This window comes from Rothia nasimurium (assembly GCF_928382285.1).
GTDB lineage: Bacteria > Actinomycetota > Actinomycetes > Actinomycetales > Micrococcaceae > Rothia > Rothia nasimurium_E.
Genome location: NZ_CAKMSS010000002.1, coordinates 54094 through 68914 on the forward strand (window position 1 = coordinate 54094; position 14821 = coordinate 68914).

Annotated in this window: 11 protein-coding genes; 5 read left to right on the top strand and 6 right to left on the bottom strand. The window is 62.9% G+C overall.

Translation table 11 applies throughout. The annotated features are described in order from the left end of the window. Window positions 1–5: 5 nt before the first annotated feature. Window positions 6–3482 carry a chromosome segregation protein SMC gene (smc, locus tag L6758_RS03160; RefSeq protein ID WP_237205814.1) on the bottom strand — a complete coding sequence of 1159 codons (3477 nt, stop codon included), beginning with the start codon at window positions 3480–3482 and terminating at the stop codon, window positions 6–8. Between the two features lie 200 nt (window positions 3483–3682). Here smc and L6758_RS03165 point away from each other — a divergent pair, with 200 nt between their 5' ends. Genes L6758_RS03165 through L6758_RS03175 form a run of 3 tightly spaced genes read left to right on the top strand, consistent with a single transcriptional unit; the run spans window position 3683 to window position 8498 of the window. Continuing rightward, entirely contained in the window at window positions 3683–4714 is a 1032-nt protein-coding gene (locus L6758_RS03165) for a 3-oxoacyl-ACP synthase III (protein WP_237205815.1), read from the top strand. 8 nt (window positions 4715–4722) lie between these two features. Then, window positions 4723–7440, top strand: coding sequence for an alpha/beta fold hydrolase (locus L6758_RS03170; RefSeq protein ID WP_237205816.1), 2718 nt, complete (start codon window positions 4723–4725; stop codon window positions 7438–7440). Next, complete coding sequence (locus L6758_RS03175; protein WP_237218606.1) at window positions 7434–8498, top strand: NAD-dependent epimerase/dehydratase family protein; 1065 nt, start codon at window positions 7434–7436, stop codon at window positions 8496–8498. The genes L6758_RS03170 and L6758_RS03175 overlap by 7 nt, the downstream gene beginning before the upstream one ends. Window positions 8499–8633: 135 nt before the next feature. Here the strand turns inward: L6758_RS03175 and mutM are convergent, their stop codons facing one another. Further along, window positions 8634–9587, bottom strand: a complete 954-nt coding sequence (mutM, locus tag L6758_RS03180) for a bifunctional DNA-formamidopyrimidine glycosylase/DNA-(apurinic or apyrimidinic site) lyase (RefSeq protein WP_237205818.1) — start codon at window positions 9585–9587, stop codon at window positions 8634–8636. Window positions 9588–9753: 166 nt separating this feature from the next. Here mutM and L6758_RS03185 point away from each other — a divergent pair, with 166 nt between their 5' ends. Beyond that, window positions 9754–11262 carry an amino acid permease gene (locus L6758_RS03185; protein ID WP_237205819.1) on the top strand — a complete coding sequence of 503 codons (1509 nt, stop codon included), beginning with the start codon at window positions 9754–9756 and terminating at the stop codon, window positions 11260–11262. Between the two features lie 125 nt (window positions 11263–11387). Here the strand turns inward: L6758_RS03185 and rnc are convergent, their stop codons facing one another. The 4 genes from rnc to coaD all read right to left on the bottom strand — a co-directional run bounded on the left by rnc (window position 11388) and on the right by coaD (window position 13447). Beyond that, a complete protein-coding gene (rnc, locus tag L6758_RS03190) occupies window positions 11388–12071 on the bottom strand; it encodes a ribonuclease III (protein WP_237204467.1) in 684 nt (227 codons plus the stop codon). Window positions 12072–12081: 10 nt separating this feature from the next. After that, window positions 12082–12285 (bottom strand): 50S ribosomal protein L32, encoded by a 204-nt coding sequence (rpmF, locus tag L6758_RS03195; protein ID WP_135011069.1) that lies wholly within the window; start codon window positions 12283–12285, stop codon window positions 12082–12084. A 33-nt stretch (window positions 12286–12318) separates the two neighbouring features. Then, window positions 12319–12801: a YceD family protein gene (locus tag L6758_RS03200; protein WP_185174525.1), complete on the bottom strand. Its 483-nt coding sequence runs from the start codon at window positions 12799–12801 to the stop codon at window positions 12319–12321. A gap of 169 nt (window positions 12802–12970) precedes the next feature. Then, entirely contained in the window at window positions 12971–13447 is a 477-nt protein-coding gene (gene coaD / locus L6758_RS03205) for a pantetheine-phosphate adenylyltransferase (protein ID WP_237204468.1), read from the bottom strand. 155 nt (window positions 13448–13602) lie between these two features. On the opposite strand from coaD, the gene L6758_RS03210 reads away from it, so the two are divergent. After that, window positions 13603–14820 (top strand): aminotransferase class I/II-fold pyridoxal phosphate-dependent enzyme, encoded by a 1218-nt coding sequence (locus tag L6758_RS03210; protein WP_237204469.1) that lies wholly within the window; start codon window positions 13603–13605, stop codon window positions 14818–14820. Window position 14821 lies beyond the last annotated feature (1 nt).

The following is a 14821-nucleotide window of genomic DNA, read 5'->3' on the forward strand; positions in this document are numbered from 1 at the left end:
TTGCCCTAGTCCGCCAGGCGGTGCGAGAGCACGCTTGAAACCCCCTGCCGCATGGTGATGCCGTAGAGGGTATCGGCCTGGGCCATGGTGCGCTGGTGGTGGGTAATCATCAACAGCTGGGACTTCTCCCGCAGCTGCCCTAGCACCTCCAGCAGACGGCCCAGGTTACGGTCATCAAGCGCCGCTTCTACCTCATCCAGCACATAGAAGGGGGCAGGGCGAGCCATAAAGACTGCCAGCAGCAGAGCCAAAGAGGCCAGGGTGCGCTCGCCGCCAGAGAGCAGGGAAAGGCGGGTGACTTTCTTACCGGCCGGTGTCACTCGGATATCAAGCCCACTGTGCTCAAGGTCGTTGGGGTCGGCCAGTACCAGTTCGGCCTGGCCGCCGGGAAAGAGCAGGGCAAAGATTCGACTGAACTCCACCTGCACATCGGCTAGTGCCCGGGTGAAAGAGGTTTCGATCTGGCCGGTCACATCCTTCATGACGGCCCGCAGGTCTGCCCGCGAGGTCTTGATGTCTTTAATCTGCTGGCGCAGGTAGCTATGGCGCTGTTCGAGGGCCTCATATTCTTCAAGGGCTAGGGGGTTGATAACTCCCAGGCGGGCCAGCTCTGCCTCGGCTGCCGCCAGGTCAGTCTCGATGTCCTCCCGGGGCAGGTCACTGGCCTTGTGGCTCTCTAGCAGGGCCTCAAGGCTGAGCCCCAATTCGCTATCTATCCGCTGGGTTAGGGCTTCCCAGCGGGCTTCAACGCGGGCGCCCTGGGCCGACGATTCAGCCTGCAGGGTTAGGGCAGCAGCCAGGGAGGTCTGGGCACCGGCCAGTTCTTCGCGGGTGGCGGTGAGCACCTGCTGGGCCTGCTCAGCTCGGGCCAGGGCCTTGCTGTATTCCTCGTTCTCCTGACTCTCCACCTGTTCGAGGGCCAGCGCCAGAGCCTTGGCGCAGGCAGCTACCCTGCGGGCACGACGACCGGCGTCAGCGGCCTCTTGTTGACGCAGCTGACGAACCTCCTCAGCCTTTTCGAGGGCAGCAAGGGCTTCTTGGGCCTGGGTGAGACGGGCCTGGGCTGCTTCCTCTTTTTCGCGGGCGTAGGTTGCTGTGGCCTCGGCGAGGGTTTTACCCTCCTGGGCTTCGACCAGGGTTTTTTCTGCGGTGCGGACAGCCTCGCGCAGGGTAGCGCTGTCGGCTTGGGGTTCCGTGCTGCGGGCTCGAGCCAGAGCCTCTTGGGCGGCCTCCACGTGCCTTTGGGTCTCTTTCTGGGCTTCTTCAGCACGGGTGGCGGCTTCTTGCAGACGGTCAAGGGCCGCCTGTGAGCTTTCTGCCCGGCCGGTGAGGGTGGCAAGGTCTGCCCGGGCGGCAGCTAGCTGGGCCGTGAGTGAACCGGTGGTGCGAGCCTGGGCTTTTTCAGCCTCCTGAGCAGCCTTTAGTGCTTCTTCGGCCTGCTGGTGGGCCCTCTCTGCCTGCTCCTGTTGCTGGGCAAGCTCCCGCTGGGTCTGTTGAGCTCGGGTGAGTTCAGCGTAGCGTTCAGTCAGGGGCCGCTCTTGGGAGGGGTAGAGGGTTGAGCCTGCGGTTAGCACGGTACCGTCGGGGGTCACAGCGCGGACGCCCGGGTGGGCAGCTACCAGTGCGCGGGCGGCTTCTTCGTCGGGAGTCAGGTAGGTATCGGCGGTGAGCACGGCGAGGGCGCGGCTGAGGGCCTGCGGTGCGGTCAGGACGTCCGCCAGCGGGCGAGCTTGATAAACCTCAGCTTGAGATATAGATAGTTCTCGCAGGTCAATCTGCTCAATTTCACCCTCAAAGGAATAAAGCTGGGTTACTCCAGCGGGCAGGGACTCACCGCTCGTCAGGGTGAGGGCCCTCAGATAGGGGCCCAAGGCAGCAGCCACAGCAGCCTGCCAGGTATCTTCAATCTCAAGTAGAGAAATAAGTTCCTGAGCTCCCTGCTCCAGGGCCTGCTGGCGGAGACCTTCACTATCGCCACTTTCGGCATCGTCATGCTGCCAGGCCGCCTCAAGGGCCTCGCAGCGAGCTTGAGCAGCATGAAGCTTTACCTGAGCTTGATGCAGTTCTTTGCGGCTGGACTCCACCGCTTCGCTCGCCCGCTGCCGCGCCCGACGCAGGTTTTCTTCTTCGGCTTCGGCCCGCTCTAGCTGCTCCCGGTAGCCGTTCACAGCTGCCTGGGCCCGCTCGGTATCAGCACCGGCTGAAGCCCCCTGCTCTTTAGCTTCGGCATACTCAGCTACTCGTCGGGCGGTCTCTTCACCGGCTCGCTCAAAAGCTACGCGGGCGGTAGCCAGCTGGGCGGTAAGCTGCGACAGGTTCTCCTTATAGTCCCGCACCTGCTGGTCGGCCGTAGCCAGGGCCTGCCGGGCTGCGCTCTGCTCTGCCCGAGCCTTTTCTAGGGCAGAGTGGGCAGCGGTAAGTTCTTCTTCAGCCGCTTTCCCCGCCTCCCGGGCCCGTTCAAGATTTTCTTCCTCACGGGCACAGGCCTGCTGAGCCGAAACCAGGCGGGTGGCGGCGTCCTGGTCTTCTTCCTGGTGGTGGGAGGCGGACAAACGTTCAGCGGCCACCAGCTGAACCGTCTCCACCAGGTGGGCAACCTCTTTCAGGGAGGTACGGCGCTGGGTGGCCTCATCAAGTGCCTGCTGGGCTACCTGCCGGGCCTTGGCCAACTCCCCCAGCTGCCCCTCGAGGGTGCGGCTGCGCTCCTGCGCCCGTAGGCGGGCAGCCTCAGCCTGCTGGCCAGCGGCCTGCTCGGCCTCCCGCTCCTGCATCATGGCACGCGCGTCATGAGCCAGAAGATCAGCGGTCAGACTGCGAACACGACCCGCCACCTCGCTAGCTGCCCGGGCCGCGTCAGCCTGCTCCCGGCGTCCTTCCAGCTGCTCAGACAGCTCACCGGCTAAATCCTCCAGCCGGTCAAGATTGGTCTTCAAATCATCAAGCTTGCTCGCGGTCTTCGCCTGGCGCTTACGGTGCTTGAGCAAGCCGGCAGCCTGCTCAATCAGCTCGCGCCGGTCATCAGCGGTGCCGTGCAAAATCTTATCGACCTGCCCCTGCCCCACCAGGGTGTAGAGTTCCCGGCCCACACCGGCGTCCGCCAGTAAGTCCTGCACATCAGCCAGACGGGCAGGCTCCCCGTTAATCTCGTACTCAGAACCGCCTGCAGAAAACATGGTGCGCGAAAGCCGAATCTCAGCATGAGGCAGCGGCAGGGCGCCGTCCTCGTTATCAATCACCAGCTCAACCCTGGCGCGCCCCAGCGCACCGCGGGAACCACCGCCAGCAAAAATGACGTCCTTCATGGCGCCGCCGCGCAGCTGCTTAGCCCCCTGGGCACCCATCACCCAGGCAAGGGCATCCACCACGTTCGACTTACCCGACCCGTTCGGCCCCACCAGCACATTCAAGCCCGGCTCAAACTCAAACACGGTGGCCGACGCAAAAGACTTAAAGCCGCGCACGGTCAAAGATTTTAGGTACATAGTGGTAGGCCCCATCGGTTGGGTAAAAACAGGTTTGGGTCGGCTTACCACTTTACCGCAGGCCCGCGCCCCTGTTCGGTGTGAGATGAACCCGCACCATCAATCACCGCACCTGCCCCGCCGGGGCATATTATTGAAAAAGTGCCCTGTTTCTTCAAATAAGGGCTTACCCAAATCCGCACTAAGGCTAGAAGAGTAGATTGACCGCTAATTCAGATATTCGCCACAAGAACGCCTCCCTACTATCGGTAACCAGGGTGCTACCGCCGGAGGTCGTCACCAGCTCCTACTTTGACGAGCAACTAGCGGCCACCTACAAGCGACTGAGAATGCCCAAGGGCCTACTCGAGCGCCTCGCCGGTATTAGTGAGCGCCGCTCCTGGGGCCCCTCCATGCATTTTGAGGACGGCGCGGTGCAGGCTGCTGAGCAGGCTATCGCCCAGGCCGGTATCAGCAAGGAACAGATCGGGCTGATTATTAACACCTCGGTCACCCGCGATAATTTTGAACCGGCAGTGGCCGTGGGTATTCACGACCGCCTGGGTCTACCCCGTCACGCCCTGAACTTCGATATCACCAACGCCTGCCTGGGCTTTGTGAACGGTATTACGGTGGCCGCCACCATGATTGATGCCGGAGCTATCGACTACGCCCTGATTGTGGACGGTGAGGACCCCTCCCCCTGGCACGCTACCGCCCTGCGCCAGCTCAACCGCCCCGATTCAACCCGAGACGACGTACTGGCCCAGTTCGCTACCCTGACCCTGGGCTCGGGAGCTGCGGCCGCCGTCATTGGCCGCTCCGACCTGCACCCGACGGGCCACAAGATTATCGGTTCGGTCTCCCGCGCGGGAACCGAGCATCGTAACCTCTGCATTGGTGGTGAAGCCGACCAGGGGATGAATACGGACGCCGCGGGTCTGCTCAAGCACGGCCTGCAGCTGGTCGCTGAGGCCTGGGAAGAAGCCCACCAGAACGGCTGGGACTGGGGCAACATGCGCTCCTATGTAACCCACCAAATTTCTAACGCCCACACCAACGCCATTATTGAGGCCGTGGGTATCGACCGCGAGCGCATCCCCATGACCTTCCCGGTCTGGGGTAACGTGGCGGCAGCCGCCCTTCCCATGACCCTGGCTGAGGAAAGCGCCCACTTCGTAGACGGTGACCGTATTCTCTGCATGGGTGTGGGCTCCGGCCTGAACACCGCGCTCATGGAAATCACCTGGTAGGAGCCACTATGACGTTTTCTCAGCTCACTCCTGTTCCTGCCCTCTGGCCCGGCGTTGACCCTGCCTGGTCCCAGCAGGTGCAGGTGCCCGCGTCCGCCCCGGTAGAAGAAGCCGGGGCTAGCCGCCGCTGGCACTACCTCGATAATGGCCCGGCGCTCGAGGCCGCCGGGCGCACTCCGGTCGGTACCGTACTGGCGGTGCACGGTAATCCCACCTGGTCCTATCTCTGGCGGTCGGTCATCGCTGCCGCCACTGTTGCCGAGCAGCCCTGGCGCATTGTAGCGGTAGACCAGCTCGATATGGGCTATTCGGAGCGCACCGGCCTAACCCGCTCGCTCTCAGACCGTATCGCTGACCTCGGTGATTTTACGGCCGCGCTTGGGCTTGATACTACCGAGCTTCCCCTTGTCACGCTGGCCCATGACTGGGGCGGGCTGATCTCGCTGGGGTGGGCCCTGCGCCACCGTGAGATTGTCTCGGGTGTCATGCTGACCAACACCGCTGTTTTTCATGACGCCGGTGAGAAAATCCCGGTAGCCCTACAGGCGGCCCTCAACCCGGCTCTGCATTCCTGGGCGACCGAAAAATCAACCGCCTTTATCGACGTGACTCTGGGCCTGGCCCAGGGCGGTCTTGATGCTGCGGTCAAGAAGGCCTACAAGCTGCCCTACACCACCGCCGAGCATCGGGTGGGTGTGCGGAATTTCGTGGCCGACATACCGGCAACCGAAGCGGCTGCCAGCTATCGCCCTATGGTCTCTATTGCCGAAGGTATTACCGAGCTCGATGTACCTGCCCTGATGCTCTGGGGCACTAAAGACCCGGTCTTTCAGCGCCGTTACATGGCCGACCTGGCTACCCGCCTGCCGCAGGCAGATATCCACCGTTTTGAAACCGCCAGCCACCTGGTTGCCGAAGACGAAGACATCGCCAGCCCCATTCTGGACTGGCTGACCGAGCACTTCGTCACCGGCACCACCCAGCGGGACCTCCACCTCACCGCGCGCGCTGCCCGGGTGCCGGCGTCCGCTCATTACCGCCCCATGGGAGCCGAGCTGGCAGACCGGGCGGACGAGCCCACCCTCGCTATCGTTGATATGAGCAGCAAGGGGGACGGCACCGAGGTAGCCGCCCAGCTCTCGTGGGCTGAACTGGCTGCCGAGGTTGACCGGGTTGCCTCTGGCCTGCACCGGCTCGGGGTGAAGCCCGGCGACCGGGTCAATCTGCTGGTGCCACCCGGCATTAAACTCACCACCCTTATCTACGCCTGCCTCAAGATTGGGGCCGTGATTGTTGTGGCTGATACCGGCCTGGGCGCTGCGGGGCTGACGCGCGCGCTCAAGGGGGCCCGCCCGTCCTGGCTCATCGGTATTCCAGCTGCCCTCACCCTGGCCCGTACCCTGGGCTGGCCCGGCCAGCGCATTGCAGCCGGTTCCCTCCCCGCTGCCGCCGCCCGGGCCCTGGGCGTGGTGGGTGCGGTCGATGACTTTGCAGCCCCCGAGGTTTTTGCGGTAGCCGACCCTGACCCCGATGCGGACGCCGCCATCCTCTACACGTCAGGCTCCACCGGCCCGGCTAAGGGCGTGGTCTACACCCACCGCCAGCTGGCGGCTATGCGGGATACCATCGCAGCCACCTACGATCTGGCTGCCGGCAGCGGTCTGGTGGCGGGCTTTGCCCCCTTCGCCCTGCTGGGCCCGGCCCTGGGAGCTACCTCTGTCACCCCGGCCATGGACGTCACCAAACCTAAGACCCTCACCGCCGCAGCCCTGGCATCCGCAGCCCAGGCTATCGGGGCAACCACGGTCTTTGCTTCCCCGGCAGCCCTGATGAACGTGCTCGAGACCGTCGATGGCCTCAGCAGCCAGCAGCGCTCTGCCCTGGGGCAGGTCACCACCCTGCTCTCCGCCGGGGCTCCCATTACCTCTCCCCTGCTGGCCCGCCTGCAGACCCTGCTGCCGGCAGCTTCCCTGCACACCCCCTACGGCATGACCGAGTCCCTGCCCACCACCGACGTCTCCTACGCCCAGATTCAGCAGGCCGAGCAGGACGCGGCAGCCGGGCTCCTCGGCGCTGGCGGCGGTGTCTGCGTTGGCACCCCCGTCCACGGGGCAGCCCTGCAGATTGCTCCCCTGCTGCCGGATGGAACCGCCTCAACCGAGGTCACCACCGAGCCCGGTATCACCGGTGAAATTCTGGTGGCAGCCCCGCACATCAAGGACCGCTACGACACCCTCTGGGTCACCGAACGCGCTTCCAGCGCCACCCCCGGCTGGCACCGCACCGGCGATGTGGGGCATTTCGATGCCAGCGGACGCCTCTGGGTTGAGGGCCGCCTTGCCCACGTGCTGGTGACCGCCCAGGGCGTACTCACCCCGGTTGCCCTGGAACAGGCTGCCGAGCTCGATGCCGAGGTGCGCCGGGCAGCCGCTGTTGCTACCGGCCCGGCCGGGGCGGCGTCCGTCCTGATCGTGGCCGAGGTTGGCCCCACCTTCCGGGGCAAGAAGACCCGCAACGGCCTGGCTCCGGCTGACCTGGCCCAGCGGGTGCGGGAGCGGGTACTGGCTGAGACCGGTGTAGAGGTATCGGCTGTGCTGGTTGTTGCTGAGCACCCCACCGATGTGCGACACAACTCAAAGATTGACCGCCCGGTTCTTGCTGCCTGGGCTGAGCAACTCCTCCAGGGGAAAAAGGCCCGTCTGGGAAAGGGGGTTATCGCGTGGTAGTTTCGCTGCGTCCGCTCACCCCCGAGGTCTGCCAGCCTGCCCGTTCTGAGCGGGTGCTGGTCACCGGCGCCTCTGGGCTTCTGGGCCGTGAGGTTGTCTTTGCCCTGCTGAGGGCAGGGTATGCTGTGCGGGCCTTCCAGCGCGGGGACTCCGGTATCGCCCAGATGCTCCCTGCCCACCTGGCCGACCGCTTCGACCAGGTGCAGGGTTCTCTCACCGACCAGCTGGCGGTGCGCCGGGCTGTTACCGGTGTTCAGGGGATTATCCATCTGGCCGCTAAGGTGTCTGTGGTCGGGGACTGGGAGGACTACCGGCAGGTCAACGTCGAGGGCACCCGCACCCTGCTTGAGGCTGCCCGCACAGTCGGTATCGGCAAGTTCCTGCACACCTCTTCGCCCTCTGTAGCCCACACTGGAGCCTCCATCGTGGGCGAAGGTAACCCGCCCGCTAGCCCCGACCAGGCCCGCGGTAACTATGCCCGGTCTAAGGCCGAGTCTGAGCTGCTGGCCCTAAGCTACAATGCGGACGACTTCTGGGTGGGTGTGCTGCGCCCCCACATTGTCTGGGGCCCCGGCGATACCCAGCTGGTGGAGCGCGTCCTAGAACGCGCCGCTGCAGGCCGTCTGCCCCTACTCAACCAGGGCACCGCCATGATTGACACCCTCTACATCGATAACGGGGCGGACGCTTTCGTACGCGGCTACCAGCGCCTGGAAGCGATTCGCGGGGTACCCCTGGTGGTTACCAACGGCCAGCCCCGCCCGGTCGGTGAGATTATCGCCGGTATGTGTACCGCCTGCGGCGTCAAGCCCCCGGCCTACTCGCTGCCGGCGTCCGTGGCCTACGGACTGGGTTTGGTGATGGAAAAGGCCTGGGCCCGTTGTGCCCCCGGGCAGATTCCCCCGCTGACCTCTTTCTTAGCCGAGCAGCTGTCCACCGCCCACTGGTTCGACCAGCGCACCACCCGGGAACTCCTGGACTGGTCCCCTGCCATCTCCCTGGAAGAAGGGTATGAGCGGCTGGGCGACTACTACGGACGCAGATTTCGTAGGAACTAATAACTAGCCCTTTTCGAATAGGCAGGCAGAGCGCCGACAGCCAGCTGGACCGGGGCTGGCGGTGAATTGGGCGAGCGCCCCGCGCGAGACCAAGAGGGTTGCTGGCCTAGGCGCTCTGCCTGCTGTCAGATGTAGTCACATTCCTCTGGGCTTTCTCTGGCAATGGGGGCACCGGTAGGAGCTCCTTCCTCCGAAGGGCTCCCGCACTATCAGCGAGGTGCGCCCCGCCTCTAGGCAGCGGGGGCAGGGTTTTCCTGCCTGCCCGTAGGCATTGAGGGACCGGTCGAAGTAGCCCGATTCCCCGTTGACGTTGACGTAGAGGGCATCGAAGCTGGTGCCGCCCTGGGCTAGGGCATCCCGCATGACGGTGCGCGCGGCGTCCACCAGTTCGCGGGCGGTTGAGACTGGGATGCTCTTGGCGGGTTTGGCGTAGTGTAATCTGGCCCGCCATAGGGCTTCGTCGGCGTAGATATTGCCCACCCCGGAAATGGCGCTTTGGTCGAGCAGGAGCTTCTTGATGCCGGTGGAGGTGCCCAGCATGGTGCGTCTGAACTGCCCGAAGTCGAAGTGGGGGTCGAGCGGGTCGCGGGCGATGTGGGCAACGGCCTGCGGGATGAGGGGTAGCCCCAGTGCGGACGCGGACGCCCCCGGCACCGGCTCCCCGGCGGCGTTGCGGGTGGGTAGCAGGGGGCTTACAAACATGCCGCCGAAGATGCGTTGGTCCACAAAGCGCAGGGTGAGCGGGGCTTCGCGCCCGCTCTCGTCGGTGGCTCCTGCTAAGTCTATGAGCACTTTGAGGTGTTTTTCTGCCGGTAGCTCGGGGGCTTTGAGCAGAACCTGCCCGCTCATGCCCAGGTGAATGACCAGGGCAAATTCTTCGTTGCCCTCAAAGAGCAGCCAGAGGTACTTGCCGCGTCTGGCCACATCCGCCACGCGCAGGCCCGTCAGCAGTCGCTCGAAATCCACCGGCCCGGCCTCGTGGCGCCGCACCGAGCGTCCGTCCACTACCTGCACGCGCTCCAGCACCGCACCGAGGATGTGCCCGGCTAGGCCCCGGCGGACCACCTCGACCTCGGGTAACTCCGGCATATTCACTCCGCCTTTCCAAAAATGAAAAAATATGCACCGCGTGGTGCCCACATCTTGAACATATCAGGTGCAGAATAGAGCCTGTGCATTCTCACCTGTCACCAGCCTACTGATATATGGCGGGCGGCAGGGGGCAGAACCAACCCTTCTGTAAAAGGAGAGACTTTTGTCGACACCCCCACCCCCCACGAGGCAGCACGCTGATGTGCCGTCCTTCGCCCACGAGCAAGAAGGCTTCCAGCAGGGCCTCAAGCCCCGGCAGATTCAGATGATTGCCATGGGCGGGTCCATCGGAACCGGCCTCTTTCTCGGTGCGGGCGGACGCCTGCACGACGCCGGCCCCTCCCTCATCTTCCTCTACGCGATCGCAGGTTTTTTCGGCTACCTGATTCTGCGGCAGCTGGGTGAGCTGGTCAGCTACCGCCCCTCGTCCGGCTCCTTCGTGAGCTACACCCGCGAATTCTACGGCGAAAAATGGGCCTTCTTCGTGGGCTGGATGTACTGGTTCTCCTGGGCCGCCACTGCCATTGTGGACGCCACCGCTATCGCCATCTACTTCAACTGGTTTAGCCAGTACATCCCGGCTATTGAGCAGATAGACCAGTGGGTTGTGGCGTTGGTCGTCATTGTTGTGGTGGTCTCGATGAACCTGATTTCGGTCAAGATCTTTGGTGAACTCGAGTTCTGGTTTGCCCTCATCAAGGTGGGCTCCCTGCTGCTCTTCATGGTGATTGGCATCTTCTTCGTCATCTTCGGTACCCCCACCGGTTCCCCCGTGGGCTTTACCCATATCGCGGAGTCCGGTTTCCTCCCCAACGGCCTGCTGGCTGCCCTGGTGGTCTCTCAGGGCGTTATCTTCGCCTACTCCGGTATTGAGCTGGTCGGTACAGCCTCGGGTGAAATCAAGGACCCCCGCAAGGCTATCCCCAAGGCCATCAATACCGTGGTCTGGCGTATCGCCCTCTTCTATGTAGGCTCCGTACTGCTGCTCTCCCTGCTGCTGCCCTACGACGCCTACTCGGCCGATGAATCTCCCTTCGTCACCTTCTTCGGCTCTATAGGCGTGGACTACGCCGCCCCCATCATGCAGCTGGTGGTCATTACCGCAGCGGCCTCATCACTGAACGCGGGCCTCTACTCCACCGGCCGTATCACCCACTCCATGGCCATGAACGGCTCAGCTCCCCGCTTCACCGGAGCTATGAGCAAGTCTGGCGTACCCATCGGCGGTATCCTGCTCACCGGCGCCGTGGCCCTGCTCGGTGTAGTCATCAACTACTGGAAGCCCTCAGAGGCCTTCGAGATCGTCCTGAATATCTCAGCCGTCTGTATCGTGATTGGCTGGATGGCCATCACCCTACCCCACCAGCGCTTTGTGGCCATGGCCCGCCGGGGTGAACGCGTCCGCCCCGAGTATCAGGCCCCCCTAGCTCCCGTCACCAACTGGCTCACCATGGCCTTCCTGGTGGGTGTGCTGGTACTCATTGCCTTCGACTACCCCATCGGTACCTACGCCCTGGCCGCTATGGCCCTGGTGGTACCGATTCTGGTGATCGGCTGGCTGGCTGTGCGCAAGCGGGTTCGGGCTCTAGCAGCCGAGCGTGCGCAGCAAGTACCCACCCAGACCACCTCGATCAACATCGTGGGTAGGGACGACGAAATTGGTCTTCCCTAGTCCACAGTAAGGCTTTACCCCAACACTAAAAAAGAGGGGCGGGCCCACCGTATCAAACGGTTTGAGCGGGGGGCCCCGCCCCTCCTTTTAAGGACTGCATTGAGATTCTGTAGACAGCCGGTGCTTTAGCCGTAGACCTTATAGTAGGCCTGCTCAGCGGCCATACGCTCAGCTTCTTTTTTGCTGGTGCCCTTGCCCTGCCCCATGACCTTACCGGCCAGGAGGACCTTGGCGGTGTAGCGGCGGGCGTGGTCGGGGCCGGTGCCCTCAACCTCGTAGACGGGCTCGCCGGTGCCCTGGGCGGCAGCGTATTCCTGGATTTCGGTCTTCCAGTCGCGCCCGATGTTCAGGGTCTTGTTGTCATCCAGCAGGTGGGAGGTGTGAGCCAGAACGAGCTGGTGGGCGGCCTCAGGACCGTGCTTCATATACACGGCACCGAAGACGGCCTCCATGGTGTCAGCCAGAATGGAGTCCTTATCGGCACCACCGGTTTTCTTCTCGCCCTTACCCAGGCGGACGCAGGGCCCCAGCTTGAGACTGCGGGCCAGGTTGGCCAGGGTTCGGGTAGAAACAATCACGTGGTGGCGCTTGACCAGCTCGCCCTCGGGCAGGTCAGGGAACTTCTTGTAGAGCTCTGAGGCGACGGCCAGGGACAGCACGGAGTCGCCCAGGAATTCTAGGCGCTCGTTGTGGGGTATGCCGCCGTTTTCAAAGGAGTAGGAGCGGTGAGTCATTGCAAGCTGAAACGTCTCGGTATCGAGGTCGATACCGAGACGTTTCAGAAACTCTTGTGATGCAGAGTTAGTCATAAGGCGCGAATTAGGCGTCAGCTACCTTGCGGCCCTTGTACTCGTAGAAGAGTTCGTTGCCAGCTGAGTCAGTCACGAGCTTTGCCTGGTGGGGCAGGGAGTAGGTGACGCGACCGTTTTCTACGGTCTTGACCAGCTGAGGAACGGAAGCCTTCCACTGGGAACGGCGGGCGCGGGTGTTAGCACGGGACATTTTCCGCTTGGGAACAGCCACAGCTATCTCTTTTCTCTTGTTGCTTTATAAGTTTTATTTGTCGTTCGCATCGAGCAGCGCTGATAGCGCGTTCCACCGGGGGTCGATGACCTCATGGTGGTGCTCAGGGTCGTCCTCTAGGCGTGCGCCGCATTCGGAGCACAGGCCCTGACAGGAGTCACTGCAAACAGGTTGGAACGGCAGTTGAAGAATCACTGCGTCCCGCAGCGCCGGTTCGAGATCAATTTCATCGTTCTCTACGGCGTACTGCTCATCTACTTCATCTTCGGGGCCGCCTTCGGGGGCCTTCTCGAAAACAAAAAGCTCTTGAACATCGGCTGTAACATCAAAGTCAACCGGGTCTAGGCAGAGGCTGCATTCACCGGAAACGGTGACAGTTGCAGTACCAGTTACCAAGATACCATCTGAAACGGATTCCAGGCGAACATTGAGGTCAATGTCGCTGCCTTCTTCCGCCTCAATCAGAGCGTTGCCAAAGTCGCTTGGCGCTGGCAGAACTTCATCAAGGGTCTCCATTGCGCCCGGGCGATGAGCTAGATCTCGAACCGAGATCTTAAGGGGCGATGAATCTTTTCGTGAAATGACGAACTCCCTATCGAATGTTTTAAACCAAGTACCTATTTTAGGGGCTTAAGACCGGCCGAATCAAGCGCTCTAGGTTTAACCTCTTGTTTGGCTGACCACATTAATGCTCGGGGTAGAGGGCTCGCTGCACCGCGCGCGGGACGAAAGCCCGCACGTCCCCACCGAAGCCTGCGACCTCTTTAACGATGGTCGATGAGATGTGGTTGTACTTGGGGTCTCCGGCGATAAAGCTGGTTTCAACCCCGGCGATGTGCCGGTTCATCGAGGCCATGGGAGCCTCGTATTCATAGTCAGCGGTATTGCGCAGCCCCTTCACGATGAGCACGGACCCCTGGTCGCGCACGAAGTTAGCCAGCAGCTCCCCCTCGGGTAGCACCTTGGCGCTCACCCCGTCGAAGAGGGCGAAGGTTTCCTCAACCATGGCGACGCGCTCTTCGAGGGTGAAGCGGTACTTTTTCTTGGTGTTGTGGGAGACCGCGACGATGACGTTACCGTAGATTTTTGCGGCGCGGGTGATGATTTCGACGTGACCGTTGTGGATGGGGTCAAAGGATCCGGGGCAGACAACCAATTGCATGTCTCTAGGCTACAGCAGGTTGGTTAGGTATGACACACTAAGTCACGCTCTCTTGGGCACCAGGGCTAGGCCGGTAATCTTGGGTTCAGACAAAGATACGGACGCCCGCCCTGCACTTGTGATGGTGGGCTAGACGAGAACGGGGTGGGCACCAGATGGCCACTGAGAAAAAGCAACGGGCCTTTGAACGGGTTGGGCTAGCGGCCGGGCTGATGGGGGCGGACGGCCACTGGCGCTCTACCATCTTCGAAGAGATGTCGGCCCTTGCTCACCGCTACGGTGCCCTGAATCTGGGGCAGGGTTTTCCAGATACGGACGGCCCCACAGAGATGCTTGATGCCGCAGCGCAGGCGCTAGCGGGCGGGGTCAACCAGTACGCTACCATTGCGGGCAACTCCGCCCTGCGGCAGGCCATTGCCGAGCATCAGCAGCGTTTCTATGGGCTCGCCCTCGATCCCGATACCCAGGTCACAGTGACCGCAGGTGCTTCTGAGGCCCTGGCAGCTACCATTGCGGCCCTGGTAGAACCGGGCGACGAGGTTGTTCTCTTCGAACCCTACTACGACCTCTACCCTGCCGCTGCCGCCCTGGCCGGGGCGCGCGTCCGCACCGTTCCGCTCGTGCCACCCACCTTTGAGCCAGACCTGGACGCCCTCGAAGCAGCTTTTTCTGACCGCACAGCCCTGGTGGTGGTCAACGACCCGCACAACCCTACAGGTATGGTCTTCTCAACCGAAGCAAAGACTAAGATCGTGGAGCTGGCGACCAGGTTCGACGCTGTGATTCTGGCTGACCAGGTCTACGAGCACCTGGTCTTTACCGGCCCCTACCAGCCCATTCAAACCCTGCCAGGGGCGGCGGAGCGCACGGTGGCGGTTTCAGCGATTTCGAAGACCCATTCGGCCACCGGCTGGCGGGTGGGGTGGATGACCGGACCAGAAAACCTTATACTCCCCATCCGCCTGGTGAAGGGCTATTTCACGCACTCTGCGGCCGCTCCCCTGCAGGCAGCTGCGGCTGTTGGCGTGGGCCTGGGTGATGACTTCTATACCGGCGTGCAGGCCCGGTACGCCCAGCAGCGGCGCATTTTGGTGGAAAACCTAGCGGGCTCACCGTGGGAGGTAACTCCCCCGGCAGGTACCTTCTTCGCGGTAGCCGATGTGTCGCGGGTCCTGGCTGAGCGGGGCCTGATCTCAGCAGAAGAGCTCTGCCACCTGCTTCCCGAGCAGGCCGGGGTCGCACTGATTCCCCTGACCGCCTTTACGACCGAGGCCTACCGGCAGCGGGTGCAGACCTACGTGCGTTTTGCCTTCTGCAAACGCCCGGAAGTACTACAGGACGCCGCCACCCGCCTGCGCGCCTATAGCGGCTAAG

Bases quoted from the DNA above. Each gene is read 5' to 3' on its own strand.
- rnc (WP_237204467.1), bottom strand. From the start codon at position 12,071: ATGACTAACTCTGCATCACAAGAGTTTCTGAAACGTCTCGGTATCGAC.
- coaD (WP_237204468.1), bottom strand. From the start codon at position 13,447: ATGCAATTGGTTGTCTGCCCCGGATCCTTTGACCCCATCCACAACGGT.
- L6758_RS03200 (WP_185174525.1), bottom strand. From the start codon at position 12,801: ATGGAGACCCTTGATGAAGTTCTGCCAGCGCCAAGCGACTTTGGCAAC.
- L6758_RS03170 (WP_237205816.1), top strand. From the start codon at position 4,723: ATGACGTTTTCTCAGCTCACTCCTGTTCCTGCCCTCTGGCCCGGCGTT.
- mutM (WP_237205818.1), bottom strand. From the start codon at position 9,587: ATGCCGGAGTTACCCGAGGTCGAGGTGGTCCGCCGGGGCCTAGCCGGG.
- smc (WP_237205814.1), bottom strand. From the start codon at position 3,482: ATGTACCTAAAATCTTTGACCGTGCGCGGCTTTAAGTCTTTTGCGTCG.
- L6758_RS03210 (WP_237204469.1), top strand. From the start codon at position 13,603: ATGGCCACTGAGAAAAAGCAACGGGCCTTTGAACGGGTTGGGCTAGCG.